Source organism: Agromyces bracchium (assembly GCF_009709675.1).
Lineage (GTDB): Bacteria > Actinomycetota > Actinomycetes > Actinomycetales > Microbacteriaceae > Agromyces > Agromyces bracchium.
Window position 1 is genome coordinate 17,558 of sequence record NZ_WMLB01000022.1, and the last position, 24,482, is coordinate 42,039.

Annotated in this window: 24 protein-coding genes and 1 tRNA gene; 18 read left to right on the forward strand and 7 right to left on the reverse strand. The window is 72.6% G+C overall.

Annotated elements, in window-relative coordinates; translation table 11 throughout:
• Positions 1–55: 55 nt before the first annotated feature.
• From GJ743_RS08530 to GJ743_RS08545, 4 genes are read left to right on the forward strand one after another with little or no spacing between them, the layout of a single operon-like run.
• Entirely contained in the window at positions 56–487 is a 432-nt protein-coding gene (locus tag GJ743_RS08530) for a hypothetical protein (protein WP_155051489.1), read from the forward strand.
• A complete protein-coding gene (locus tag GJ743_RS08535) occupies positions 481–711 on the forward strand; it encodes a helix-turn-helix transcriptional regulator (RefSeq protein ID WP_155051490.1) in 231 nt (76 codons plus the stop codon). Before GJ743_RS08530 ends, GJ743_RS08535 begins: the two co-directional genes overlap by 7 nt.
• Complete coding sequence (locus GJ743_RS08540) at positions 708–1,709, forward strand: NAD(P)-dependent alcohol dehydrogenase (RefSeq protein ID WP_155051491.1); 1,002 nt, start codon at positions 708–710, stop codon at positions 1,707–1,709. The genes GJ743_RS08535 and GJ743_RS08540 overlap by 4 nt, the downstream gene beginning before the upstream one ends.
• A complete protein-coding gene (locus tag GJ743_RS08545; RefSeq protein ID WP_155051492.1) occupies positions 1,709–2,737 on the forward strand; it encodes an NAD(P)-dependent alcohol dehydrogenase in 1,029 nt (342 codons plus the stop codon). The genes GJ743_RS08540 and GJ743_RS08545 overlap by 1 nt, the downstream gene beginning before the upstream one ends.
• Here GJ743_RS08545 and GJ743_RS08550 read toward each other — a convergent pair.
• Together GJ743_RS08550 and GJ743_RS08555 are read right to left on the reverse strand one after the other, a co-directional pair.
• Positions 2,713–3,681, reverse strand: a complete 969-nt coding sequence (locus tag GJ743_RS08550; protein WP_155051675.1) for a YeiH family protein — start codon at positions 3,679–3,681, stop codon at positions 2,713–2,715. The two genes, GJ743_RS08545 and GJ743_RS08550, sit on opposite strands and share 25 nt — an antisense overlap.
• 104 nt (positions 3,682–3,785) lie before the next feature.
• Positions 3,786–5,498, reverse strand: a complete 1,713-nt coding sequence (locus tag GJ743_RS08555; protein ID WP_155051493.1) for a dolichyl-phosphate-mannose--protein mannosyltransferase — start codon at positions 5,496–5,498, stop codon at positions 3,786–3,788.
• Between the two features lie 52 nt (positions 5,499–5,550).
• Between GJ743_RS08555 and rsmI the strand changes: the two genes are divergently transcribed.
• The 10 genes from rsmI (at position 5,551) to GJ743_RS08605 (ending at position 17,004) form a co-directional block, all read left to right on the forward strand.
• Positions 5,551–6,378, forward strand: a complete 828-nt coding sequence (rsmI, locus tag GJ743_RS08560) for a 16S rRNA (cytidine(1402)-2'-O)-methyltransferase (RefSeq protein ID WP_328288971.1) — start codon at positions 5,551–5,553, stop codon at positions 6,376–6,378.
• A 144-nt stretch (positions 6,379–6,522) separates the two neighbouring features.
• Positions 6,523–7,644 carry an NADP-dependent oxidoreductase gene (locus tag GJ743_RS08565; RefSeq protein WP_155051495.1) on the forward strand — a complete coding sequence of 374 codons (1,122 nt, stop codon included), beginning with the start codon at positions 6,523–6,525 and terminating at the stop codon, positions 7,642–7,644.
• A gap of 75 nt (positions 7,645–7,719) precedes the next feature.
• On the forward strand, positions 7,720–9,285 hold the full coding sequence (gene metG / locus GJ743_RS08570; RefSeq protein WP_155051496.1) for a methionine--tRNA ligase: 1,566 nt from the start codon (positions 7,720–7,722) through the stop codon (positions 9,283–9,285).
• Positions 9,282–10,184: a TatD family hydrolase gene (locus tag GJ743_RS08575; protein WP_328288972.1), complete on the forward strand. Its 903-nt coding sequence runs from the start codon at positions 9,282–9,284 to the stop codon at positions 10,182–10,184. The genes metG and GJ743_RS08575 overlap by 4 nt, the downstream gene beginning before the upstream one ends.
• Positions 10,185–10,251: 67 nt before the next feature.
• Entirely contained in the window at positions 10,252–11,151 is a 900-nt protein-coding gene (rsmA, locus tag GJ743_RS08580; RefSeq protein ID WP_328288973.1) for a 16S rRNA (adenine(1518)-N(6)/adenine(1519)-N(6))-dimethyltransferase RsmA, read from the forward strand.
• A gap of 54 nt (positions 11,152–11,205) precedes the next feature.
• Positions 11,206–12,165, forward strand: coding sequence for a 4-(cytidine 5'-diphospho)-2-C-methyl-D-erythritol kinase (locus GJ743_RS08585; protein ID WP_155051498.1), 960 nt, complete (start codon positions 11,206–11,208; stop codon positions 12,163–12,165).
• A 48-nt stretch (positions 12,166–12,213) separates the two neighbouring features.
• Positions 12,214–14,121, forward strand: a complete 1,908-nt coding sequence (locus GJ743_RS08590; RefSeq protein WP_155051499.1) for an ABC-F family ATP-binding cassette domain-containing protein — start codon at positions 12,214–12,216, stop codon at positions 14,119–14,121.
• A 188-nt stretch (positions 14,122–14,309) separates the two neighbouring features.
• Positions 14,310–15,197 carry a MetQ/NlpA family ABC transporter substrate-binding protein gene (locus GJ743_RS08595; RefSeq protein WP_155051500.1) on the forward strand — a complete coding sequence of 296 codons (888 nt, stop codon included), beginning with the start codon at positions 14,310–14,312 and terminating at the stop codon, positions 15,195–15,197.
• Positions 15,198–15,316: 119 nt separating this feature from the next.
• A complete protein-coding gene (locus GJ743_RS08600; protein WP_155051501.1) occupies positions 15,317–16,345 on the forward strand; it encodes a methionine ABC transporter ATP-binding protein in 1,029 nt (342 codons plus the stop codon).
• The gene (locus GJ743_RS08605) at positions 16,345–17,004 is read left to right on the forward strand and encodes a methionine ABC transporter permease (RefSeq protein ID WP_155051502.1); all 660 of its coding nucleotides are present in this window, start codon (positions 16,345–16,347) and stop codon (positions 17,002–17,004) included. Before GJ743_RS08600 ends, GJ743_RS08605 begins: the two co-directional genes overlap by 1 nt.
• Before the next feature lie 52 nt (positions 17,005–17,056).
• On the opposite strand, the gene GJ743_RS08610 is transcribed toward GJ743_RS08605, so the two are convergent.
• A complete protein-coding gene (locus tag GJ743_RS08610) occupies positions 17,057–18,361 on the reverse strand; it encodes an MFS transporter (protein ID WP_155051503.1) in 1,305 nt (434 codons plus the stop codon).
• A gap of 136 nt (positions 18,362–18,497) precedes the next feature.
• Entirely contained in the window at positions 18,498–18,995 is a 498-nt protein-coding gene (locus GJ743_RS08615; RefSeq protein ID WP_129234422.1) for a MarR family winged helix-turn-helix transcriptional regulator, read from the reverse strand.
• Positions 18,996–19,141: 146 nt separating this feature from the next.
• Here GJ743_RS08615 and GJ743_RS08620 point away from each other — a divergent pair.
• The 4 genes from GJ743_RS08620 to GJ743_RS08635 all read left to right on the forward strand — a co-directional run bounded on the left by GJ743_RS08620 (position 19,142) and on the right by GJ743_RS08635 (position 23,443).
• Positions 19,142–19,213, forward strand: a tRNA-Gln gene (locus GJ743_RS08620).
• Between the two features lies 1 nt (position 19,214).
• A complete protein-coding gene (gene glmU, locus GJ743_RS08625) occupies positions 19,215–20,672 on the forward strand; it encodes a bifunctional UDP-N-acetylglucosamine diphosphorylase/glucosamine-1-phosphate N-acetyltransferase GlmU (RefSeq protein WP_155051677.1) in 1,458 nt (485 codons plus the stop codon).
• A 33-nt stretch (positions 20,673–20,705) separates the two neighbouring features.
• Positions 20,706–21,683 carry a ribose-phosphate diphosphokinase gene (locus GJ743_RS08630; RefSeq protein WP_155051504.1) on the forward strand — a complete coding sequence of 326 codons (978 nt, stop codon included), beginning with the start codon at positions 20,706–20,708 and terminating at the stop codon, positions 21,681–21,683.
• Positions 21,683–23,443, forward strand: a complete 1,761-nt coding sequence (locus tag GJ743_RS08635; protein ID WP_155051505.1) for a long-chain-fatty-acid--CoA ligase — start codon at positions 21,683–21,685, stop codon at positions 23,441–23,443. The genes GJ743_RS08630 and GJ743_RS08635 overlap by 1 nt, the downstream gene beginning before the upstream one ends.
• Here GJ743_RS08635 and GJ743_RS08640 read toward each other — a convergent pair.
• From GJ743_RS08640 to GJ743_RS19970, 3 genes are read right to left on the reverse strand one after another with little or no spacing between them, the layout of a single operon-like run.
• The gene (locus GJ743_RS08640; protein ID WP_155051506.1) at positions 23,440–23,805 is read right to left on the reverse strand and encodes a hypothetical protein; all 366 of its coding nucleotides are present in this window, start codon (positions 23,803–23,805) and stop codon (positions 23,440–23,442) included. The two genes, GJ743_RS08635 and GJ743_RS08640, sit on opposite strands and share 4 nt — an antisense overlap.
• On the reverse strand, positions 23,799–24,128 hold the full coding sequence (locus GJ743_RS08645) for a DUF202 domain-containing protein (protein WP_155051507.1): 330 nt from the start codon (positions 24,126–24,128) through the stop codon (positions 23,799–23,801). The genes GJ743_RS08640 and GJ743_RS08645 overlap by 7 nt, the downstream gene beginning before the upstream one ends.
• Complete coding sequence (locus tag GJ743_RS19970; RefSeq protein WP_328288974.1) at positions 24,125–24,481, reverse strand: YidH family protein; 357 nt, start codon at positions 24,479–24,481, stop codon at positions 24,125–24,127. Before GJ743_RS19970 ends, GJ743_RS08645 begins: the two co-directional genes overlap by 4 nt.
• Position 24,482 lies beyond the last annotated feature (1 nt).

A 24,482-nucleotide genomic window follows, 5' to 3' on the forward strand; every position in this document is an offset into this window, starting at 1 on the left:
ATGGTTGACACTGGCCATGTCAAACATTCTTCACATCAGGAGGAAGAGGCAGCGGATGTCGTACGAGGAGAAGGGCACGTGGTCGTTCCTCGTGGTCACGATCGTGGTCTACGGGGTCTACCTGTGGCTCGTGCTCGCGCAGCTCGCCGCAGGCACGCCGGTCGACGAGGTCGACTACGTGGCGCCCATGCTCTGGACCATCGGCGGCGCGATCGTCGCCGGCATCGTCGGGCGGATCCTGCTCGAGATCATCACGCCGAGCGAGAGCCGCCGCGCCGACGTGCGCGACAAGCAGATCGACCGGGCCGGCGAGCAGGTGGGCAACTCGCTCGTCGTGATCGCGGGCCTCGGCGCGCTGATCCTCGCGATGCTCCAGGTGCACTGGTTCTGGATCGCGAACACCATCTACCTCGGGTTCGTGCTCGCCGGCATCCTGTCGAGCCTCGCCAAGCTCGGCATGTACCGACGGGGGCTGCCCGAATGGTGAAGCCGACCCTGGTCACGAACGACATCCGTTCGCTGCGCTTCCGCCACGGCGAGATGACGCAGGCCGAGCTCGCGGAGCGGCTCGGCGTGACCCGCCAGACCGTCATCGCCATCGAGCAGGGCCGCTACTCGCCCTCGCTCGAGATGGCCTTCCAGATCGCTCGGGTGTTCGGGGTGCCGCTCGACGACGTCTTCCAGTACCCCCATGAGGAGGTGTCGGCATGATGAGGATCGCCGCCTATCACCGCTACGGCGCACCCGAGGTCGTCGGGGTGGAGGAATGCGAGCGGCCTGAGCCCGGTCCCGGCGAGGTCCGCGTGCGGGTGCACGCGGCGTCGGTGGGGGCAGCGGATGCCGCGGGCCGATCGGGTTCGCCCTGGTTCGCGCGGCTCGCCTTCGGGCTGCGCCGCCCGCGCAACGCCGTGCTCGGGTCCGACTTCGCGGGCGTCGTCGACGCCGTCGGCGCGGGGGTCACGCGATTCGCCGTGGGCGACCGCGTGTTCGGCGCCACGGGTGCCGACGGCGGCGCGCACGCCGAGGCCGTGGTCGTCCGCGAGGACGGCGCCGTCGTGCCCCTGCCCGACGGTGTGTCGGTCGAGGCGGCCGTGGCGATCTGCGACGGGGCCATGACGGCGCTGCCGTTCCTCCGCGACGGCGGCCGCGTCGGCGCGGGCAGCCGGGTGCTGGTCAACGGCGCATCGGGCGCGGTCGGCGCGGCAGCGGTGCAGCTCGCCGTGCGGCTCGGCGCCGAGGTCACCGCGGTGTGCGGGCCCGCGCACGTCGAACTCGTCGCAGGGCTAGGCGCCACGAGGGTGATCGACTACACGCACGAGGACCCGATCCGTCACGGTGCTCCCGGCGCGCCCTTCGACGTCGTCTTCGACGCCGTCGGGAAGTCGACCTTCCGGCGGGCCCGCGCCGTGCTCGCCCCGGGCGGCCGGTACCTGACGACCGTCCCGTCGTGGGCGATCATGGCCCAGCAGCTGACGTCCCGGATCGGTCGCCGCCGAGCGGTGATCATGTTCACCGGGCTGCGCTCTGTCGAGGCGAAGCGACCCGACCTCGAGGAACTCGCGGCGCTCGCCGCGTCCGGCGCGTTCGCGCCCGTCATCGAACGCGTCGTCCCGCTCGACGCGATCGCCGAGGCGCACCGCCTCGTCGACACCGGACACAAGGCCGGCACGGTCGTCGTCACGCCCGTGCCCGAATACCAGGAGGCATGATGCGCGCACTCGTCCAGAACGGCTACGGCGGCCCCGAGATGCTGGCCGTCACCGACGTCCCCGAGCCGGGCCCGCCCGGCCCCGGTCGTGTCGCGATCGCGGTGCACGCCGCGGGCGTGCACGCCGGAGACGTGTGGATCATGCGCGGCGAGCCGCTGGTACTGCGCGCCGCGTTCGGCTGGAAGCGCCCGAAGAAGCCGGTCGGGCGCGACGTCGCCGGCGTCGTCAGCGCGGTCGGCGACGGCGTCACGAACGTCGCGGTCGGCGACCGCGTCTTCGCGGAGTCCGACCAGGCCGGTTTCGCCGAGACCGCGGTCATCGACGCGCGCTTCGTGCGACGTGCGCCCGCGAACCTCGACGACGTGCACGCGGCCGTCATCCCGGTCTCCGGGACGACCGCGCTCCAGGCGCTCCGGCTCGCCGGCGTCTCGCCCGGCGACCGGGTGCTCGTCATCGGCGCGTCGGGCGGAGTCGGCACGTACGTCGTGCAGCTCGCGGCGGCGATGGGAGCGACCGTCACGGGCGTCGCGAGCGGAGCCAAGGCCGACCACGTGCGAGCGGCCGGCGCGACGCGCGTGATCGACCACCGCACCGAGGACGTCACGGCGGACGGTGCGACGTACGACGTCGTGATCGACCTCGTCGCCGCGCAGTCGCTCGGCGCGCTCACGCGCATCCTGGCGCCGCGCGGCACGCTCGTGTTGTCGGCCGGCACCGGTTCGCGCACGTTCGGACCGCTGCCGCGCATGGCCGCCGCGATGCTCCGTTCCCCCTTCACGCGGCGCCGCCTCGTGTCGCTCGCAGCCCGGCGCAACGGCGACGACCTCGACGCGCTCCGCGCGTATGCCGAGGCGGGGGAGCTGCGGCCCGTGGTCGACGAGGTGTTCCCGCTCGACCGGGCGCCCGAGGCGCTCGCACAGCTCGCGTCGGGCCGCGTGCGGGGCAAGGTCGCGATCCGCCTGCGCGGCGGCGACGACGAGACGGATGTCGCGGAGGCGACCGCTCAGCCGAGCAGCACCGCCCCGTAGGCGAGCGCCGCGACGAGCGCCCACGACGCCAGCCCGGTGACGAGCGCCCGCCAGCCGGTGTGCAGCAGCGCCGCGACGCGGATCGACGCACCGAGCGCGAACAGCGCCATCGCGAGCAGCGTGGTCTGCACCAGATCGGCCGCCTCGAGGACCGCCTCGGGCACGGGCAGGAACGTGCGCACCAGCACCGCGACGAGGAAGCCCACGATGAAGAGGGGCACGATCGCCGGGCGTGGGCCGGCGGCATCCGTCGCCCGTCGTCGCTCGACGCCCGCGGCGATCGCGACCATCGGGGCGAGCAGCAGCACGCGCGTGAGCTTCACGACGACCGCCACGGCGAGCGCCGACGCGCCCGCGATCTGCGCGGTCGCGACGACCTGGCCGACGTCGTGCACGCCCGCGCCGACCCAGTGACCGAACTGCGTCGCCGAGAGGCCGAGCGGATGCCACAGCGCAGGCAGCACCGCGATCGCGAGCGTGCCGCACAGCGTCACGAGCGCGACCGGGCGGGCCTGCTCGTCGTCGCGCGCCCGCACGCTGGCCGCCATCGCGCCGATCGCGGAGGCGCCGCAGATCGCGAACCCGCTCGCGACGAGGAGCGGCTCGTGGCCGGGCAGCCGCATCGCCCGGCCGAGCGCCACCGTGCCGAAGAACGTGAGGACGACCACCGCGACCGTGGTGCCGATCGTGATCCAGCCGAGCCCGGCGATGTCGGCGAGGCTCAGCTTCAGGCCGAGGAGCACGATGCCGGCGCGGAGGAGCGTCCGCGCGGAGAAGCCGAGGCCCGGCTTCAGCACGCCGTCGAGGGCGGGGCGAAACGGCGGGAGCTGCCCGGCGACGATGCCCGCCGCGACGGCGACCGTGAGGAGCGGCACGGCCGGGACCGCGAGGTGGACCAGCCACGCGAGCGCGGCGGCCGCCGCTGCGACGGCGAGGCCCGGCATCCGCTCACCCCACCGGCGCGACGCGCCGCCCGGCCGCCGGCCGCCGTCCGCGCCCTCCCCGCCGCCGGGCTCAGCGCGTGCGCCGCCCGGCTCCTCGGGGCCGCTCATCCCCAGCCCGGCAGCCAGAAGTGCAGCTGCCGGAAGTCTGGCGTGACAGGCACGGCCGTCCAGAGGGGGAGGAAGAAGATCGAGACCGCGACCGCGACGCCGAGGAACACGCCGACCGTCGCGATGCCCTGCTGCCGTCGCCATCGCGGATCGTCCGGCCGTCCGAGCACGAGGCCGATCACCGCGGCGAGCGCGAGCAGCACGTAGGGCTCGTAGGCGATGGTGTAGAACTGGAACACCGTGCGGCCGAGGTACATGAGCCACGGCAGGTACCCGGCGGCGACCCCGACGAGGATCAGGCCCGACGTCCACTCGCGGTACCGGGCGAACCGGTAGACGAGGTACCCGGTCGCGAGCGTCGCCGCCCACCAGATGATCGGGTTCGGGATGCCCATGATCGACGACCAGCACTCGGCCTGGCCGCAGCCGCCCGACCCGTCGGTCGTCGAGGCGAAGTACATGTTCGTCGGACGCCACGCGATCGGCCACGTCAGCGGGTTCGCCTGCCACGGGTGCGGCGAGGCCACGCCGACGTGGTACCCGTAGGCGGCCTGATGGTAGTGCCAGAGGCTCTGCAGCGAGTGGGGCACCCACGACCAGAAGCCGGTCGCCGCGTTGCCCGGCTCGTCGGCCCACGCGCGGTAGTAGCCGCCGTCGGTCACGAGCCATCCGGTCCACGACGCCAGGTAGACCACGAACGCGACCGGCACGAGCAGGACGAAGGTCGCGGGCGCCTGCTTGAACAGCGCGCCCTCGACCCAGAAGCCGAGGCCGGCCCGGCGCCGGGCCATGGCGTCGACGAGCACGAGGTAGATGCCGAAGGCGGCGATGAAGTAGAGCCCCGACCACTTCACGGCGGTCGCGGCGCCGAACGCGACGCCCGCGGCGACGACCCACGGCCTGGCCCAGATCACCGGCCCCCAGTGCGGGTCGCCACCGCCCGCGCGCAGTGCGTCGAGGCGTTCGCGCAGTCGCGACTCGGCCCCCGCCCGGTCGAGCAGCACGAACCAGAAGCCGATCAGGCAGAAGAGCATGACCCAGTTGTCGAGCAGCGCGACCCGGCTCATGACGATCGCGTTGCCGTCGATCGCGAGCAGGAATCCCGCGATCACGGCGACGAGCGTCGAGCGGAACAGGCGCGTGCCGATCATGGTCATGAGGAAGACCGCGACCGTTCCGGCGAGCGCCGTCGTCGCGCGCCACCAGAACGCGTTGTCGGCGCCGAAGAACGCCATGCCGAGCCCGATCATCCACTTGCCGAGCGGCGGGTGCACAACGTACGCGGGGTCGTCTGAGAACACGTCGGTGTCGCCGCGCTCGAAGTCCTCGTTCGCGCCCTCGGGCCACGCCGACTCGTAGCCGTTCGCGAGCAGCGTCCAGGCGTCCTTCACGTAGTACGTCTCGTCGAAGAAGATGTCGTGCGGGTGCCCGAGGTTCCAGAACCGCAGCACCGCGGCCAGGAGGGTCACGGCGATCGGCCCGCCCCAGGTCCAGAGCGCACGGCGGCGCGGGGTGCGCAGCAGGTTCGACCACCACGCGTCGAGGCGCGTGCCGACCGGCGCGGGTGCGGCGGGGCTCGTGGGTGCGGGCGCCGGCGAGGCGACGGATGCCTCCGGCTCGCCGCCTGGCGTGCGGCGGTCGCCGTCGCTCCCGGTGGGGGCCGCCTCGTGCTCGTCGCGCGCGCCGGCGTCGACCCCGTGCAGACCCATGCGCTCCACCCTAATCGCGCGCCCCGGCGGACCCGTGCGCCAGACTGGAGCGGTGATCATCCTCGCGGCGACGCCCATCGGCAACCTCGGCGACGCGTCGACCCGGCTGCGGCAGGCGCTCGAGGAGGCCGACGTCGTGGCCTCGGAGGACACGCGCGTCACGCAGCGCCTGCTCGCGGCGCTCGGCATCGCCAACCGCCCCCGGCTCATCGCGCTGCACGAGCACAACGAGCGCGCACGGGCCGGCGACCTCGTCGAGCTCGCGAGCGAGGGCGACGTGCTCGTGCTGAGCGACGCCGGCATGCCGACGGTGTCCGACCCGGGCTTCCCGCTCGTGCAGGCCGCGGTCGCCGCGGGCGTCGACGTCACGGCGATCCCGGGGCCGAGCGCGGTGGTGACCGCGCTCGCCGTGTCGGGGCTGCCGACCGACCGCTTCGCGTTCGAGGGCTTCCTGCCCCGCAAGGCGGGGGAGCGCTCGCGCCGGCTCGTCGAACTCGCGGGCGACCGGCGCACGCTCGTCTTCTTCGAGGCGCCGTCGCGGCTGGCCGCGAGCCTCGGCGCGCTCGCAGAGGCCTTCGGCGCCGATCGGCCGGCCGCGGTCTGCCGCGAGCTCACGAAGCTCCACGAGGAGGTCCGGCGCGGGCCGCTCGCCGAGCTCGCGGAGTGGGCCGAGGGCGGCGTGCGCGGCGAGATCTGCGTCGTGGTCGGGGGTTCGGGCGAGGCGCCCGCCGCCGATGCCGGCGAGGCGGTCGCGAGGGTCGTCGCGCTCGCGGCATCCGGCACCCGCTTGAAGGATGCCGCCGCGCTCGTCGCCGGCGAGACGGGCCTCGGCAAGCGCGATCTGTACGAGGCCGCCCTCGCGGCCAGGGCCGAGCGGTAGCCCGACCGGCGCGACGCACGGGCCATCGGCGGCCCTTCCGATTCTCCATGCATACGCATGCATAGAAGTCACAGGCAGCTCCCATCCGGCTCCCATTCGACGGGAGGACCCTGAGAGGACAGGACCGACGCGGGGGTGGGGACGATGGCAAGGGCAGTGGTGTTCGAGTCGTTCGGCGGGCCGGAAGTGCTCGAGGTCGTCGAGGTCGCCGTCCCGAAGCCCGGACCGGGCGAGGTGCTCGTCGAGGTATTCGCGAGCGGCATCTCGCCCGTCGAGACCGCGGTGCGGCGCGGCGACCACCAGGACCGCTGGCCGGTCGAGTTCCCGTCCGGCCAGGGTCGCGACCTCGCGGGCGTCGTCGACGCCGTCGGCGAGGGCGTCACGCGGTTCCGTCGCGGCGACGAGGTCATGGGCTACGTCGCGCGCGGCGCGCAGGCGGCCTACGTGCTCGTGCCGGAGGCGCAGCTCCTTCCGAAGCCCATCTCGCTCTCGTGGGAGGTCGCCGGATCGCTCTACGTCGCGGGCACGACCGCGCTCGGTGCCGTCGACGGGCTGAACCTCGGCCCGCGCGACCTCGTCGTGGTGACCGCCGCCGCCGGCGGCATCGGATGCCTCGCGGCCCAGCTGGCTCGGGCGCGCGGTGCCGAGGTCATCGGCACGACCGCCGAGTCCAGGTTCGACTTCGTCCGCCAGTTCGGCATCGAGCCGCTCGCCTACGGTCCGGACCTCGCTGCGCGGGTGCGGGCGCTGACGGACCGTCAGGTCACCGCATTCCTCGACTTCCTCGGCGGGCAGACCGCGGAGGCCGCGGAGCTCGGCGTGCCGGCGTCCCGCGTGTTCACGACGACCGACTGGGCCGCGGTCGAGGACCACGACGCCGTCAAGCTCTGGGCGGGCGACACGATCGCGCTCGGGCGCATCGCGCAGCTCGTCGCCGACCGTCAGGTGCGCCTGCCGATCGCCGACGTGTTCCCGCTCGCCGACGTCGCCGACGCGTACCGGGAGCTCGACCACCGCGACTCGGCGGGCAAGATCGTGATCGGCATGAAGGTCGTCGACTACCCGGGGCAGAAGGTGCGCGCCGTCAAGGGGCTGCGCCAGCAGGACCTGACGATCGGCGTGCCGACCCCGCACGAGCGGATGCAGGTCGAGGAGCAGATCCCGCCGGTGCTCGCCGACGGCCGGGCGCGGCAGCGCCGCGCGGAGGCCCACGCCGCCCACGGCCCGCGGGGCGGCAGGGAAGGCGGGGCCGCCGACGGCGGCTGACGCCCGCCGACGGCGAGCGGAGGGCGGCATCCGCTCGGGCGTAGTGGGCGCGTGCGCGCCCGTAGGATTGTCGGCATGGCCGACGCCTCCTCGTTCTACATCACGACCCCCATCTTCTACGTCAACGACGTGCCCCACATCGGGCACGCGTACACGGAGGTGGCCGCCGACGTGCTCGCGCGGTGGAACCGCCAGGCGGGTCGCGACACGTGGATGCTCACCGGGACCGACGAGCACGGCCAGAAGATCCTCCGCACCGCGACCGCGAACGGCGTGAGCCCGCAGGAGTGGGCCGACAAGCTCGTCGCCGAGGCGTGGAAGCCGCTGCTCGACACCGTCGACGTCGCCAACGACGACTTCATCCGCACGACCGACGAGCGCCACGAGCGCAACGTGCAGAAGTTCCTCCAGCACCTCTTCGACGAGGGCTGGATCTACACGGGCGAATACGAGGGCTACTACTGCGTGGGCTGCGAGGAGTACAAGCAGCAGTCCGAGCTCGTCGACGGCACGGGCGAGTACGAGGGGCAGCTCGTCTGCGCCATCCACTCGAAGCCCGTCGAGCTGCTGCACGAGAAGAACTACTTCTTCCGCATGTCGGCGTTCGCCGACAAGCTGCTCGAGCTGTACGAGACCCGTCCCGACTTCGTGCAGCCCGAGTCGGCGCGCAACGAGGTGGTGAGCTTCGTGCGGCGCGGCCTCGACGACCTCTCGATCTCGCGGTCGACGTTCGACTGGGGCGTGAAGGTCCCGTGGGACGAGACGCACGTCGTCTACGTCTGGTTCGATGCGCTGCTCAACTACATCACCGCGGTCGGCTACGGCGAGGACGACGAGCGGTTCGCGGAGCGTTGGCCCGCGCAGCACCTCGTCGGCAAGGACATCCTCCGATTCCACGCCGTCATCTGGCCGGCCATGCTCATGGCCGCCGGGCTCGACGTGCCGACCGGTGTGTTCGGCCACGGCTGGCTGCTCGTCGGCGGCGAGAAGATGTCGAAGTCGAAGCTCACGGGCATCGCGCCGTCGCAGATCACCGACACGTTCGGCTCCGACGCCTTCCGGTACTACTTCCTCTCGGCGATCTCGTTCGGACAGGACGGCTCGTTCTCGTGGGAGGACCTCGCCGCGCGCTACCAGGCCGAGCTCGCCAACGGCTTCGGCAACCTCGCCTCGCGCGTCATCGCCATGATCGGGCGGTACTGCGGCGGCGAGGTGCCCACGGGCACCGAGGCGGCACGCACCGACGCCGACGAGGCGATCCGGCGCATCGAGGCCGAGGCGACGGATGCCGCGTGGCAGGCGATCGAGCGGCTGCAGATCCACGACGCGATCGCCGCGACGTGGAAGCTCGTCGACGCCCTGAACGGGTACATCACCGAGCAGGAGCCGTGGGCCCTCGCGAAGGACGAGACGAAGCGCGCGCGCCTCGAGGCCGTGCTCGAGACCGCCTACCACGGCGTCGGCACGCTCGCCGTGCTGCTCTCGCCGGTGCTGCCGAAGGCGACCGCGAAGCTCTGGACCGCGCTCGGCGCGCCCGGCACCGTGCAGGAGCAGCGCATCGACCGCGCCCACGAGTGGAGCGTCGGCACGCGGACCTCCGCGCTCGAGCCGCTGTTCCCGCGCGTGGAGGCGACCGAGTGACGGCTGGCGCCGACCACCTCCGCACCCGGTCCGACGGCGGCCGTGCCGCCGAGTACCCGCCGCTGCCCGAGCCGCTCCGGGTGCCCGTCTACGACAACCACACGCACCTCGAGATCGCCGACGGCGCGCTGCCGCTCTCCGCGCACGAGCACCTCGAGCGCGCGGCATCCGTCGGCGTCGCGGGTGCCGTGCAGGTCGGCACGGATGTCGCGACGAGCCGCTGGTCGGCCGAGCTCGCCGCGCGCGAGCCCCGCCTGCTGGCCGCGGTCGCCCTGCACCCGAACGAGGCGCCCGAGCTCGACGAGCGCGGCGAGCTCGACGCGGCGATCGCCGTCATCGACGAGCTCGCCGGGCAGCCGCGCGTGCGCGCGGTCGGCGAGACCGGCCTCGACTTCTACCGCACGGGCGACGACGGCCGCGACGCGCAGTTCCGGTCGTTCGAGGCGCACATCGACATCGCGAAGCGCCACGGCGTCGCGCTGCAGATCCACGACCGCGACGCGCACGACGAGGTGGTCGCGACCCTCCGCCGCGTGGGGGCGCCCGAGACGACGATCTTCCACTGCTTCTCGGGCGGCGAGGAGCTCGCGCGGCTCGCCGGCGACGCCGGATGGTACTGCTCGTTCGCGGGCAACGTGACGTTCAAGAACGCCGAGAACCTTCGCGAGGCCCTCCGGGTCGTGCCGCGCGAGCGGATCCTCGTCGAGACCGACGCGCCGTACCTCACGCCCGCGCCGCTCCGCGGCCGGCCGAACGCGCCGTACCTCGTGCCGCACACCATGCGGTTCATGGCCGAGACGCTCGGCGCCGACCTCGATGAGCTGTGCGCCGAGGTCGCCGCGAACACCGAACGCGCGTACGGCTCGTGGGCCGACGGGCTCGAGGCGGGTTCGGCGTGATGCGGCGCGCCGTGCGCGCGGCCGGCGCCGACTGCCCCAGCATCGGGAGCGTGCGGGGGAGCAGGGCGTGAACGCGCATCGCCACGAGGCCGACGGCGGCGGCGCCGTCACGCCGCGCCTGCTCGGCCCGGCCGAGATCCGCGACCTCGCCGAACTCCTCGACGTCACGCCGACGAAGAAGCTCGGCCAGAACTTCGTGCACGACGCCAACACGGTCCGCCGCATCGTGCAGACCGCGGGCGTGCAGCGCGGCGAGACCGTGCTCGAGATCGGACCGGGGCTCGGATCGCTCACGCTCGGCCTCCTGGAGGCGGGCGCCGAGGTGATCGCCGTCGAGATCGACTCACGCCTGGCCGCCCAGCTGCCGCACACCGTCCGGCTCATGCAGCCCGGCACCTCGCTCACGGTCGTCCGCGAGGACGCGCTGCGCGTGACGGAGCTTCCCGGCGAGCCGACGCGGCTCGTCGCGAACCTGCCCTACAACGTCTCCGTGCCCGTGCTGCTGCACCTGCTCGAGCACGTCCCGTCCCTGACCTCGGGGATCGTCATGGTGCAGGCGGAGGTCGGACACCGGCTCGCCGCCGAGCCCGGCTCGAAGGTCTACGGAGCCCCGAGCGTGAAGGCGGGCTGGTACGGCGACTGGCGCACGGCCGGACAGGTGTCGCGCATGGTGTTCTGGCCCGTCCCGAACGTCGACTCCGTGCTCGTCGGGTTCGAGCGCGGCGACGCACCCGGCGATCCGCCCGGCACCGAGGAGGAGCGCATCGCCGTGTTCGCGATCGTCGACGCCGCGTTCCAGCAGCGCCGCAAGATGCTCCGCCAGTCGCTCGCCGGTGTGCTCGGCGGCTCCGCCGCGACCGCGAGTGCCGTGCTCCAGGCCGCGGGCGTCGACCCGCAGGCGCGAGGCGAGCAGCTGACCGTCGAGGACTTCCTGCGGATCGCCCGCGCCGCGGCATCCGTCGCCTGATTCGACGCCCGACGCTGCGCGCCCGCCCGGCGCGCGTCGGCTAGCGTGGGTCGCATGACCTTCCCGGCGACCGACGCGGCAGTGCACGTCCGAGCCCCCGGCAAGATCAACCTCTTCATGCGGGTCGGCGCGCTCGACGACGACGGCTACCACGACGTCGCGACCGCGTACCAGGCGGTCTCGCTCTACGAGGACGTACGGGCCTGGCCCGACGACGAGTTCTCGGTCGCGTTCGGCGGTTCGGTCGACACGTCGGGCCTGCCGACGGATGCCTCGAACCTCGCGATCCGCGCCGCGAAGCTGCTCGCACGCCACGCGGGCGTGCCCGGCGGCGTGCGCCTCGAGATCGACAAGCACGTCCCGATCGCGGGCGGCATGGGCGGCGGGTCGGCGGATGCCGCCGGAACGCTCGTCGCGTGCGACGCGCTCTGGGGCACGGCGCTGCCGAAGGAGGAGCTGCACGCGCTCGCCGCCTCGCTCGGCGCCGACGTGCCGTTCGCGCTCACGGGCGGTACGGCGATCGGCACCGGGCGCGGCGATCGGCTGAGCCCGGCGCTGGCGACGGGCTCGTTCCACTGGGTGCTCGCGATCGCCGGCTTCGGGCTCTCGACGCCGGCCGTGTACGGCGAGCTCGACCGCCGCCGCGACGCCGGCCTCGACCCCGAGTGGCGCGACGGCCACCACGGCGCGCGGTCGGCGCTCGACTCGCCGACGGTCGACGCGGCCGTGCTGCACGCGCTCCGCGCGGGCGACCCGCGGCAACTGGCCGCGGCGCTCCACAACGACCTGCAGTCGGCGGCGGTCGGGCTCGCCGGCCGGCTCGCGCAGGTGATCGACCTCGGCGAGCAGAACGGCGCCCTCGCGGGACTCGTCTCGGGTTCGGGGCCGACCGTCGCGTTCCTCGTCGACGACGCCGACAGTGCGCTCGAGCTTCAGGTCGCGCTCTCCGCGGCGGGCCTCACCGCCCTGCACGTGCACGGACCGGTGCACGGCGCGCGCGTGCTGCCCTTCTGACCCGCGCCTCGGCCGCGCCGCGCGCGGCGAAGTAGGGTTGAGCGCGACATGGCACACCTCCTCGGCGCCGAGCGCCTGCACCTCGAGTTCCCCACGCGCACCGTCTTCGACGAGGTCACCCTCGGCATCGACGAGGGCGACCGGATCGGCATCGTGGGGCGCAACGGCGACGGCAAGTCGACGCTGCTGAAGCTGCTCGCCGGGCGGCTCGAGCCCGACGGGGGCCGCGTCACCGTGCGGCGCGGCGTGCGCATCGGCATGCTCGACCAAACCGACACCATCGACCCCGACCTGACGGTCGCCGAGGCCGTCGTCGGCGGCATCGAGGAGCACGTGTGGGCCGGCGACGCGAAGGTGCGCGACGTCATCGCGGGCCTCCTCGCCGACGTGCCGTGGCAGGGCCGGGTGGGCGACCTGTCGGGCGGCCAGCGCCGCAGGGTCGGGCTCGCGGCGCTCCTCGTCGGCGACTGGGACGTGCTCTTCCTCGACGAGCCCACGAACCACCTCGACGTCGAGGGCATCGCATGGCTCGCACGCCACGTGAAGGGCCGCTGGGCGGCCAACGACGGCGCGCTCGTCGTCGTCACGCACGACCGCTGGTTCCTCGACGAGGTGTGCACCGCCACCTGGGAGGTGCACGACCGCATCGTGGAGCCCTTCGAGGGCGGGTACGCCGCATACGTGCTGCAGCGGGTCGAGCGCGACCGCATGGCCGCGGCATCCGAGGCCAAGCGCCAGAACCTCATGCGCAAGGAGCTCGCGTGGCTGCGCCGCGGTGCGCCCGCGCGCACGTCGAAGCCGAAGTTCCGCATCGAGGCCGCGAACCAGCTCATCGAGGACGAGCCGCCCGTGCGCAACCCCGTCGAGCTGAACCGCCTCGCGGTCTCGCGGCTCGGCAAGGACGTCGTCGACCTGCTCGACGTGACCGTCGAGTACCCGGTTCGGGATGCCGCGCCCGGCGCGCCGGCGACCCGGACCGTGCTGCACGAGCTCGAGTGGCGCATCGCTCCGGGGGAGCGCACGGGCATCCTCGGCGTGAACGGCGCCGGCAAGTCGACGCTGCTGAAGCTCGTCACGGGCGAGGTCGAGCCGACCACCGGGCGGGTCAAGCGCGGGAAGACCGTGAAGATCGCCGTGCTGAGCCAGGAGCTCGCCGAGCTCGCCGAGTGGACCGATGAGCGCGTGAGCGCGGTCGTCGCCGCGCAGAGGACGAGCTACGTGTTCGGCTCGGGCTCGAAGGCCGTCGAACTCACGCCCGGCCAGTTGCTCGAGCGGCTCGGCTTCACGAGCCAGCAGCTCGCGACGCCGGTGCGCGACCTCTCGGGCGGCCAGAAGCGCCGCCTGCAGCTCCTGCTGATCCTGCTGCAGGAGCCGAACGTGCTGATCCTCGACGAGCCGACCAACGACCTCGACACCGACATGCTCGCCGCGATCGAGGACCTGCTCGACGCCTGGCCGGGCACGCTGCTGGTGGTCTCGCACGACCGCTACCTCGTCGAGCGCGTCACCGATCGGCAGGTCGCGATCCTCGACGGGCACCTCCGCGACCTGCCGCGCGGCGTCGAGCAGTACCTCGAGCTGCGTCGGCAGGGTCTCGATACGCGCCCGGCTTCGCCGGGTGCTGCTCGACCACCGGGGAGCCCGGCTTCGCCGGGTGCTACTCGACCACCGGAGGCGACCGTTGGTCGAGTAGCAGCCGAAGGCAGCGTATCGAGACCCGCCCCCGCCCTCACGGGCGCAGACCGGCGCACCGCCGAGAAGGAGCTCTCGTCGATCGACCGACGCCTGGAGAAGCTGCAGGCGCAGATCGCCGAGCAGCACGAGAAGCTCGCCCGCCACGACCAGTCCGACTACGTCGGGCTCGGCACGCTCGGCGACGAGTTGCGGACGTTCGAGGACTCCGTCGCGGAGCTCGAGACCCGATGGCTCGAAGTTTCCGAGCAGCTCGAGGGGTGAGGTCGCAGGATCTGTGACACTCGATGACCGTGTGGTCAATCGAGCGCAGATCCTTCGCCTACCGTTGGAATGCGCCCGCGATCGCGGCAACGAGGCCCCACCGCCACCAGCGGTGGGGTTCGTCATGTCCAGGCACCACCGCCACCAGCACCTGATCGCGCGCGCCGATCGCGAAAAGGAACCCCGCCATGCCCAGCACCACCACCAAGCTCATCGCCGCGCTCGCCGCAGCCCCGCTCGTCATCGGCCTCGCGGCCTGCTCGTCGGCGGGCGCCGCCGAGGGCGACGACGTCGTCCGCATCGGCGTCGTCGGCAAGTCCGACCCCCAGTGGCCCGCCTTCGAGGAGGCCGCCGCCGAGGCCGGCATCGAGATCGAGCTCGTCGACTTCGCCGACTACACGCAGCCGAACCCGGCGCTCACCGAGGGCGAGCTCGACCTCAACCAGTTCCAGCACATCGTGTACCTCGCCGACTACAACGTCTCGGCCGACGCCGACCTCGCGCCCATCGGCGCGACCGCGATCTACCCGCTCGGCCTCTACTCGTTGGAGTACGACTCGGTCGACGACATCCCCGCCGGCGAGACCGTCGCCGTGCCCGACGACCCCTCGAACCTGGCCCGCGCGCTCCTCGTGCTGCAGTCGGCCGGGCTGATCGAGCTCGAGGACGGCGGGTCCATCTTCTCGACGGTCGACGACATCGACGAGGCGAGCTCCAAGGTGAAGGTCACGCCCCTCGAGGCGTCGCTCACGCCGACGAGCCTGCCCGACGTCGCCGCAGCGGTCATCAACAACGACTTCGTGCAGGATGCCGGCCTCACCTTCGCCGACGCGATCGCGCAGGACGACCCGAGCGACCCCACCGCGCTGCCGTACGTGAACATCTTCGCCGCACGCGCCGAGGACGCCGACGACGAGACGTACCTGAAGCTCGTCGAGATCTTCCAGTCCGACCCCGAGGTGCAGGCGGGCCTCGCCGAGGCATCCGGCGACACGGCGGTGGCGCTGACCACCCCGGTCGACGAGCTCGTCGACGCGCTCGCCACGGTCGAGGACGACACCCGCGCCCAGGGCTGAGACGACGACGGCCCCGGTGGTCGAGTAGGCCGCGCCCGTATCGAGACCCGTGCGAGGTCTCGATACGCGCCTCCGGCGCGACTCGACCATCGGGGACTGCTCATGCAAGGAGGTACCGCATGGCGCTCGTGACCCTCGAGCACGTCAGCAAGTCCTATCCCGCAGCCGGCCGCGCGGCCGAGGCGGTCGTCGCCGTCGACGACGTCTCCCTCGAGATCGAGGCGGGCGACGTCTACGGCATCATCGGCTACTCGGGCGCCGGCAAGTCCACGCTCGTGCGGCTCGTCAACGCGCTCGAGCCCGCGACGAGCGGGTCCATCCGCATCGACGGCCAGGAGATCACGAGTCTCCGCGAGCGCGAGCTCCGCGGCATCCGCCTCGGCATCGGCATGATCTTCCAGCAGTTCGAGCTCTTCGAGGCGAAGACCGTGCGTGCCAACGTCGCCTATCCGCTCAAGGTCGCCGGATGGTCCAAGGCCGACATCCGGGCCCGCGTCGACGAACTGCTCGCCTTCGTGGGCCTCTCAGACAAGGCCGGCGCGCGCCCCGACCAGCTCTCGGGCGGACAGAAGCAGCGCGTCGGCATCGCGCGCGCGCTCGCGACCCGGCCGCGGATCCTCCTCGCCGACGAGGCGACGAGCGCGCTCGACCCCGAGACGACGCAGGAGGTGCTCGCGCTCCTGAAACGCGTGAACGAGGAGCAGGGCGTCACGATCATCGTCATCACGCACGAGATGGACGTGATCCAGTCGATCGCGACGAAGGTCGCCGTGATGGACCGGGGGAGGGTCATCGAGCACGGCGACGTCTTCGACGTGTTCTCCGCCCCGCGGCATCCGTCGTCGCAGCGATTCGTCGGCACGGTGGTCAAGGGCGTGCCCTCGCCGGCCGAGCTCGCGGTGCTCAGGGAGCGGCACGAGGGCCGCATCGTGACGTGCTCGTTCCGCGACGGGGATGCCTCGCAGGCGCGCGTCTTCCTCGACCTCGCCGAGGCCGGGCTCGAGTTCGAGCTCGTCTACGGCGGCATCAACGACATCCGAGGTCGTGCGTTCGGCCACCTGACCCTCGCCGTGCGCGGCGACGACACCGCGATCGACCGCGCGCTCGCTGCGGTGGCGCAGCACGCCGACGTCACGGAGGTGCGCTGATGGATCGTCTCCTCGAACTGGGCCCCGAGTTCTGGGCCGCCGCGGGCGAGACCCTCTACATGGTCGCGCTCACGATGCTCTTCGGCGGCGCGGGCGGGTTCCTCCTCGGCATCGGCCTCTACGCCACGCGGCGCGGCGGCCTGCTGCCGAACTCGGTCGTGAACAACGTGCTGAACGTCGTCATCAACTTCTTCCGGCCCATCCCGTTCATCATCTTCATCGCGGCCGTGCAGCCGCTCACGCGCGCGGTCATCGGCGTGGGCATCGGCACGGATGCCGCGATCTTCGCGCTCTCGCTCGCCGCGGCGTTCGCCATCGGGCGCATCGTCGAGCAGAACCTGCTGACCGTGCGCCCCGGCGTCATCGAGGCGGCGCGATCGATGGGCGCGGGTCCGTTGCGGATCCTCGGCACGGTCGTCGTGCCCGAGGCGCTCGGCCCGCTGATCCTCGGCTACACGTTCATCGTCATCGCGGTCATCGACATGTCGGCGATGGCGGGCCTCATCGGCGGCGGCGGCCTCGGCTACTTCGCGCAGCTCTACGGCTTCCGGCAGTTCGAGCCGGTCGTGACGTGGGCGGCGGTGCTGCTGATCGTCGTCTTCGTGCAGGTCGTGCAGTACGTGGGCAACTGGCTCGCGCGGCGGGTGCTCCGGCGGTAGGCGCGGGCGGGCCCGCGACGTCGGTGCGTCGCGGGCCCGCCTGCTTCCGGGCTCAGACGGATCCGATGCCCACTCGGGCGCGGCTCCGGATCTCACCGAGCGCCGCCGACGCGGCCTCGGCCTCGGCGGCGCCGAGGACGGCCGAGCGGGCGACGCGACGCGCCGCGACCCGCCGCGGCCACAGGACGAGCGCCGCCACGGCGCCGATCGCCGCGAGTGCACCGAGGATGGGCCAGGCCACCACGACACCGGCGCTCGTGCCGACCCACCCGGCGATCGGGTAGGTGACGAGCCACGCCAGGTGCGACAGCGAGAACTGGGCAGCGAATGCGGCGGGCAGCCCCTCCGGCGTCGCCGACGCGCGGATCACGCGCCCGGTCGGCGTGATGACCATGGCCATGCCGGCGCCGATCGTCGCCCAGATCGCGGCCATGACGCCCCAGAGGGCGAGGCCGGTGGCGGTCATCGTGATCGCGGCGGCCACCCCGGCGACCAGCACGGCGGCGCCGGTCATCATGACGTGGCGTTCGGCGATGCGGTCGAGCACCCGCGGCAGGAGGAGGGCGACGAGCAGCGTGCCTCCGCCGGAGGCGGCGAGCATCCACGCGACGTCGGCCTGCGTGCCGCCGAGTTCGTCGCGCACGAGGTTGACGGTGCTGACGACGACGATCGAGCCGGCCGCCGCGACGACGACGTTGAGGGCGAGGATGCCGCGGAGACGCGGCGTCCGGGCGAACAGCGTGACGCCCGACGCGACGCGCGCCCAGACCCGGCGCTCGCCGGTGGGACGGGCGTTCGGGACGCGCGTCGAGAGCACGAGCACCGCGGACACGACGAACCCGATCGAGGTGCCGATGAACAGCCAGCTGAAGCTCATGAACGTCAGGGCGATGGCGGCGAGCACCGGGCTCAGCAGGCTCTCCATCGTGTAGGCGACCTGCGATGCCGACAGCGCTCGCGTGTACTGGTTGCCGTCGGTCACGATGTCGGGGATGACGGCCTGGAACGTCGGGGTGAAGGCGGCGGATGCCGCCTGCAGGAGCCCGATGAGCAGGTAGATGTGCCAGATCTCGGTGACGAAGGGGAGCGCGAGCACGACGCCCGCCCGGACCGCGTCGAGCAGCGTGAGGAAGGCGCGGCGCGGCAGGCGGTCGGCGTAGGCCGCGGCGATGGGTGCGACGACGACGTAGAGGACCATCTTGATGGTCAGGGCGGTCGCGAGGACCGCGGCCGCGTCGGAGCCGGCGAGGTCGTAGGCGAGGAGGCCCAGCGCGACCGTCGCGAGCCCCGTGCCGAAGAGTGCGATGACCTGCGCGCTGAACAGGTGACGGTAGTCGCGGATGGCGAACAGTCGCATGATGTCACTCCTTTGCTTCGGGCCGTTGATGACCACAACCTAATACCCCTAGGGGGTATTCCGGGATGCGCAGGAATTCCCGTCGATCCGCCGCGGCCGGCGCTCAGGGGCTGCCGGCCACGACCGTTCGGCCGGTTCAGGCGAAGCCGAGCGAGAGCTTCCGAAGCAGTGCCGCGAGCCGCCGCTGCTCGGCGGGCGGCAGGCCGGCGAGCAGTTCGGCCTCCGCGTCGACGAGCCGGGTGATCGCCGCGTCGACGCGCGTGACACCGGCCGGGGTCATCTCCACGAGGATCCCGCGCCCGTCGTGCGGATCGGTCTGCCGGGTCACGAGGCCCCGCGCGACGAGCCGGTCGATCCGGTTCGTCATCGTTCCGCTCGAGACGAGCGTCTGCGCGAGCAGCGCCTTCGGCGGCAGCCGGAACGGCGCGCCCGCACGGCGGAGCGCCGAAAGCACGTCGAACTCCCACGACTCGAGCTCGGAGCGCTCGAACGCCTGCTTCCGCGCCCGGTCGAGGAGCTTCGCGAGCCGCCCGACGCGCGAGAACACCTGGAGCGGCGCGAAGTCGAGGTCGGGGCGCTCGCGCTCCCAGTCGTCGACGATCCGGTCCACCTCGTCCTGGTCGCCGGTCGTCATGCCGCCAGTATCCCACCGCCGTGCGCACCGGCTCCGACGGTCGCCCGGCCCGATCGCCGCGGGGGCACGGGCGTTCGGGTCGACGGATGCCGCGTGGCAGACTTGGGGGCGGCGTCCGCGGGCCTCGCAGCCTGAGCCGGGCGCGGTCCGCCATGGTGTAACGGCAGCACGACAGCCTTTGGAGCTGTGAGGACCAGGTTCGAATCCTGGTGGCGGAGCATGGACGAGAACCTCGCGATCATCGTGCTCGCCGCGGGTCAGGGCACCCGCATGAAGTCGACCACGCCGAAGATCCTGCACCCGCTCGCAGGGGCCCCGATCATCGCCCACGTGCTCGCCACGGCGCGTGCGCTCGATGCGAAGTACGTGGTGGCCGTCGTCCGCCACGAGCGCGACCTCGTCGCGGGCGCGATCCAGGCCGAGCTGCCCGAAGCCGTCATCGTCGACCAGGACGAGATCGCCGGGACGGGGCGCGCGGTCGAGCAGGCGATCGCCGCACTGCCCGACGACTTCGAGGGCGACGTCCTTGTCCTGAACGGCGACGTGCCGCTCCTCAACGCCTCGACGCTCTCCGAGATGCTCGAGCGGCACCGGGCCGACGGGCTCGCGGCATCCGTCCTCTCGGCGCGCTACGACGACCCGAGCGGGTACGGTCGCATCGTCCGCAGCGCCGAGGGCGCGTTCGACCGCATCGTCGAGCAGAAGGACGCCACGGAGGACGAGCTCGCCATCGACGAGATCAACGCCGGCGTCTACGCGTTCGGCGCGGGCGCGCTGCGCGACCAGCTCGCGAACCTCACGACCGACAACGCGCAGGGCGAGAAGTACCTCACCGACCTCATCGCGCTGCTCCGCGAGGCGGGCTCCGAGGTGAAGGCGCGTCCGGTCTCCGAGGCGTGGCTCGTCGCGGGCGTCAACGACCGCGCGCAGCTCTCCGAGACCGCGGCGCGGCTCAACGCGCTCATCGTGCGCGGCTGGCAGCTGAACGGCGTGACCATCGAGGACCCGACGACGACCTGGATCGACCTCGCCGTGCGCATCGAGCCCGACGTCACCATCCGCCCGGGTACCCAGCTCAAGGGCGCGACCGCCATCGCGACCGGCGCGATCGTGGGGCCAGATACGACGCTCGTCGACTGCGAGGTCGGCGAACGCGCCGAGGTCAAGCGAACGGATGCCACGCTGGCCGTGATCGGCGCCGACGCGTCGGTCGGCCCGTTCGCGTACCTCCGCCCCGACACGGTGCTCGACGCCGACGGCAAGATCGGCACCTTCGTCGAGACGAAGAACGCGCACATCGGCCCGGGCAGCAAGGTGCCGCACCTGTCGTACATCGGCGACACCGAGATCGGCGAGGGGTCGAATGTCGGCGCCGGATCGATCACCGCGAACTACGACGGCGTGGACAAGCACCGCACGACCATCGGCTCGCACGTGCGGACCGGGTCGCACGGCGTGTTCGTCGCGCCCGTTACGATTGGGGACGGGGCGTACACGGGGGCAGGCACGGTCGTCCGCAAGGACGTGCCGGCCGGTGCGCTCGGCGTGAACGTCGCCCCGCAACGCAACATCGACGGTTGGGTCCAGCAGCACCGTGCCGGAACCGCGGCCGCGCAGGCGGCCGAGGCCGCGCGCGACGCGGGCGAGGCCGACGGCGACGGACCTGAAGCTGAATAGGACCCGGCCAGGCCGGTGGGAAGGACTGTGACCATGTCGGGAATCGAGACCACCGGATCCAAGCGGCTCGTCCTCGTGTCGGGGCGTGCCCATCCGGCGCTCGCGAAGCACATCGCCGCCGAGCTCGGCAGCGAGCTGGTCCCGACCGATGCACGCACCTTCGCCAACGGCGAGCTCTACGCGCGCTACGACGAGAGCGTGCGCGGGTCCGACGCGTTCGTGATCCAGTCGCACGCGGCGCCGATCAACGAGTGGCTCATGGAGCAGCTCATCATGGTCGACGCCCTGAAGCGCGCGTCGGCGAAGCGCATCACCGTCGTCTCGCCGTTCTATCCGTACGCTCGGCAGGACAAGAAGGGGCGCGGCCGCGAGCCGATCTCGGCCCGTCTCGTCGCCGACCTCTACAAGGCGGCCGGCGCCGACCGGATCATGTCGATCGACCTGCACGCGGCGCAGATCCAGGGCTTCTTCGACGGACCCGTCGATCACCTCTTCGCGATGCCGGTGCTGCTCGAGGAGTTCAAGAACTCGCTCGATCCCGAGACCCTGACGGTCGTCTCGCCCGACATGGGTCGCGTGCGCGTCGCCGACATCTGGTCCGACAAGCTCGGCGTGCCGCTCGCGATCATCCACAAGCGCCGCGACCCGCTGGTGCCGAACCAGGTCTCGGTGCACGAGATCGTCGGCGACGTCGCCGGCCGGGTGTGCCTCCTCGTCGACGACCTCATCGACACCGGCCGCACGATCGTGAAGGCCGCCGAGGCGCTCAAGGCCAACGGCGCCACCGGCGTCGTCGTCGCGGCCACCCACGCGGTGTTCTCCAACCCGGCGACCGAGATCCTCCAGTCCGACTTCATCGACCGCGTCGTCGTCACCGACACGCTGCCGCTGCCCGAGGAGAAGCGGTGGGACCGGCTCACGGTCCTGCCGATCGCGCCGCTGCTGGCCCGCGCCATCCACGAGGTCTTCGAGGACGGCTCGGTCACGAGCATGTTCGACGGGGCCGCCTGATGACGGATGCCGCGGCCAGGCCCTGGCTCGCGAGCTACGCCCCCGGCGTCCCGCACACGCTCCCCGCGCCCGATGGGTCGCTGATCGACCTGATCCACCGCACGGTCGAGCAGTACCCGGATCGACCCGCGCTGGAGTTCTTCGGTCGCGTCACGTCGTACGCCGAGCTCGGCGAAGAGATCGACCGCGCCGCGGAGGGGCTGCGCCGGCTCGGCGTGCAGGCCGGCGACCCGGTCGCGATCGTGCTGCCGAACTGCCCCCAGCACATTGTGGCGTTCTACGCCGTGCTGCGGCTCGGCGCCATCGTCGTCGAGCACAACCCGCTGTACACGCCGCGCGAGCTCCGCCACCAGTTCGAGGACCACGGTGCCAGGGTCGTGATCGCGTGGGACAAGGTCGTCAGGGCGATCCAGGACTTCCCCGACGACCTCGCGATGCGCCACATCGTGTCGGTCGACCTCACCCGGGCGATGCCGTTCGCGACGCGCGTGGCGCTCCGGCTGCCGATCGCGAAGGCCCGCGAGTCGCGGGCGGCGCTCACCACGAGCGTGCAGGGCACGGTGCCGTGGCGCGAGCTCGTGGCATCCGACCGCATCGCACCGCACATCCACGCGCCGCGCGTCGGCGACGTCGCGCTCATCCAGTACACGAGCGGCACGACGGGCAGCCCGAAGGGTGCGGCGCTCACGCACGCCAACCTGCTCGCGAACGCCGCGCAGGCGCGCGCGTGGGTTCCCGACATCGAACGCGGCACGTCGGTCGTCTACGCGGTGCTGCCGATGTTCCACGCCTACGGGCTGACGCTGTGCCTGACCTTCGCGATGAGCATGGGCTCGCGACTCGTGCTGTTCCCGCGGTTCGACCCCGACCTCGTGCTGAAGGTCGTGAAGAAGCATCCGCCGACGTTCCTGCCGGCCGTGCCGCCGATCTACGAGCGCCTCACGACCGCCGCCGCCGAGCAGGGCGTCTCGCTCGAGGGCATCAGCATCGCGATCTCGGGAGCCATGCCGCTGTCGGCATCCGTCGTCGAACCGTGGGAGGAGAAGACCGGCGGCTACCTCGTCGAGGGCTACGGGCTGTCGGAGTGCTCGCCGGTGCTCATGGCGAACCCGGTCGCGCCGACCCGCAAGGCGGGCACCGTGGGGCTGCCGCTGCCCGACACCGAGTGCCGGGTCGTCGACCCCGACGCGCCGACGAACGACGTGCCGGCCGGTGAGCGCGGCGAACTCGTCGTGCGCGGACCGCAGGTGTTCGGCGGCTACTGGAACAAGCCCGAGGAGACGGCGGCGGTCTTCGTCGACGATCCCGCCGGCGGCGCGCCGTGGTTCCGCACCGGCGACATCGTCACGATCGACGACGACGGCTTCGTGCGCATCGTCGACCGCATCAAGGAGCTCATCATCACGGGCGGCTTCAACGTCGCGCCGAGCGAGGTGGAGGACGCGATCCGCCAGCATCCGGATGTCGCGGACTGCGCGGTCGTCGGGATGCCCGACGAGCGCTCGGGCGAGGAGGTCGTCGCCGCCGTCGTGCTCCAACCGGGCGCCACGCTCGACGCCGAGGGGATCCGCGCCGCGGTGCGCGACCGCCTGACGCCCTACAAGGTGCCCCGGCGCGTCGTCGCGGTCGACGACCTGCCGCGCTCGCTCATCGGCAAGGTGATCCGCCGACAGGTGCGCGAGCGCTTGCAGGCCGAGTCGGCGCAGTCCGGCGGGCCCGAGGCCGTCCGCCCCGAGGCGGGCGAGGCGTCGGCCGACTAGGCGTCGCGGCCCGGCGCCGCCGGCTTCGGGAACGCGGGCATCGGCCCGAGGTTGCCGAGCACCGTGCTCGCGCCCGACGGGGCGACCGCGATGCACAGCCAGCCCGGCCCGCCCCGCGCGAAGAGGTCGAACTCGACGCGCGACTCGTCGAGCAGGCTGAGGTCGGCGACGTACGCTGCGCAGGCGTTCGCGGCGGCCGAGCGGGCCACGCCGAACGCCGAGAGCACGAGCGGCAGCACCATCGCGCCGAGCGCGAGGACCACGGCGATGCGGATCGCGCGCCTGCGGCGTGCACCGACGACCGGTCCGTCGTCGAGGCTGTCGGACTCCTCCCACCCGCTCGCGGGCTCGTGGTTCACCATGGCGAACTCGCGAGCATCGACCAGGCCGCCGCGGCGCAGGCGAGAAGCGTCGCGCCGAGCACGGTCCACGCCATGGGGAGCGGGAGCGGCAACGGGGTGCCCGCAGCGGCGAGCGACCGCCTCCGGTGCCAGCCGACGGCGAGGATGGCGGCGGCGCCCGCCAGGAGGACGACGGATGCGGCGACCAGCAAGCTCTTGTCGCCGATCAGCCCCTCGCGGAGGACGAGGAGCGCGTTCACGGCGACGGCGAACGACGTGCGCGACCACGCGAGCGCGGTCCGCTCGGGCTGCAGGCCCGGGTCGCGCGCCGTGGCATCCGTCATGAGGTCACCACGAAGAGCACCGCGAGCACGGCCGCGGCCAGCAGGCCGATGGCCGAGATCAGCGGCAGCACCCAGCTGAAGGGGAGCGGACCGTTCCGGCGCATCGCGATCTCGTTGGCGCGCCAGCGCGTGTACGCGCCGACGCTGAGCACCGCGGCCGCGATCGCGAGCACGACCGCGAGGACCAGCACCGCCACGCGCGGCTCGAGCGCGGTGGCGAACTGGTCGAGGAGCACCGCGCCCGCGAGCAGCGCGAGCGCCGTGCGGATCCACGCGAGGAAGGTGCGTTCGTTGGCGAGGGTGAACCGGTAGTCCGGGTCTTCGCCGTCACGGCGCCACGATGGTTCGCGCACC

What these genes read in the sequence shown, in the direction of transcription:
- GJ743_RS08530 (WP_155051489.1), top strand. Translation starts at nt 56, where the DNA reads ATGTCGTACGAGGAGAAGGGCACGTGGTCGTTCCTCGTGGTCACGATC.
- GJ743_RS08535 (WP_155051490.1), top strand. Translation starts at nt 481, where the DNA reads ATGGTGAAGCCGACCCTGGTCACGAACGACATCCGTTCGCTGCGCTTC.
- GJ743_RS08540 (WP_155051491.1), top strand. Translation starts at nt 708, where the DNA reads ATGATGAGGATCGCCGCCTATCACCGCTACGGCGCACCCGAGGTCGTC.
- GJ743_RS08545 (WP_155051492.1), top strand. Translation starts at nt 1,709, where the DNA reads ATGCGCGCACTCGTCCAGAACGGCTACGGCGGCCCCGAGATGCTGGCC.
- GJ743_RS08550 (WP_155051675.1), bottom strand. Translation starts at nt 3,681, where the DNA reads ATGCCGGGCCTCGCCGTCGCAGCGGCGGCCGCCGCGCTCGCGTGGCTG.
- GJ743_RS08555 (WP_155051493.1), bottom strand. Translation starts at nt 5,498, where the DNA reads ATGGGTCTGCACGGGGTCGACGCCGGCGCGCGCGACGAGCACGAGGCG.
- GJ743_RS08565 (WP_155051495.1), top strand. Translation starts at nt 6,523, where the DNA reads ATGGCAAGGGCAGTGGTGTTCGAGTCGTTCGGCGGGCCGGAAGTGCTC.
- metG (WP_155051496.1), top strand. Translation starts at nt 7,720, where the DNA reads ATGGCCGACGCCTCCTCGTTCTACATCACGACCCCCATCTTCTACGTC.
- GJ743_RS08585 (WP_155051498.1), top strand. Translation starts at nt 11,206, where the DNA reads ATGACCTTCCCGGCGACCGACGCGGCAGTGCACGTCCGAGCCCCCGGC.
- GJ743_RS08590 (WP_155051499.1), top strand. Translation starts at nt 12,214, where the DNA reads ATGGCACACCTCCTCGGCGCCGAGCGCCTGCACCTCGAGTTCCCCACG.
- GJ743_RS08595 (WP_155051500.1), top strand. Translation starts at nt 14,310, where the DNA reads ATGCCCAGCACCACCACCAAGCTCATCGCCGCGCTCGCCGCAGCCCCG.
- GJ743_RS08600 (WP_155051501.1), top strand. Translation starts at nt 15,317, where the DNA reads ATGGCGCTCGTGACCCTCGAGCACGTCAGCAAGTCCTATCCCGCAGCC.
- GJ743_RS08605 (WP_155051502.1), top strand. Translation starts at nt 16,345, where the DNA reads ATGGATCGTCTCCTCGAACTGGGCCCCGAGTTCTGGGCCGCCGCGGGC.
- GJ743_RS08610 (WP_155051503.1), bottom strand. Translation starts at nt 18,361, where the DNA reads ATGCGACTGTTCGCCATCCGCGACTACCGTCACCTGTTCAGCGCGCAG.
- GJ743_RS08615 (WP_129234422.1), bottom strand. Translation starts at nt 18,995, where the DNA reads ATGACGACCGGCGACCAGGACGAGGTGGACCGGATCGTCGACGACTGG.
- glmU (WP_155051677.1), top strand. Translation starts at nt 19,215, where the DNA reads ATGGACGAGAACCTCGCGATCATCGTGCTCGCCGCGGGTCAGGGCACC.
- GJ743_RS08630 (WP_155051504.1), top strand. Translation starts at nt 20,706, where the DNA reads ATGTCGGGAATCGAGACCACCGGATCCAAGCGGCTCGTCCTCGTGTCG.
- GJ743_RS08635 (WP_155051505.1), top strand. Translation starts at nt 21,683, where the DNA reads ATGACGGATGCCGCGGCCAGGCCCTGGCTCGCGAGCTACGCCCCCGGC.
- GJ743_RS08640 (WP_155051506.1), bottom strand. Translation starts at nt 23,805, where the DNA reads ATGGTGAACCACGAGCCCGCGAGCGGGTGGGAGGAGTCCGACAGCCTC.
- GJ743_RS08645 (WP_155051507.1), bottom strand. Translation starts at nt 24,128, where the DNA reads ATGACGGATGCCACGGCGCGCGACCCGGGCCTGCAGCCCGAGCGGACC.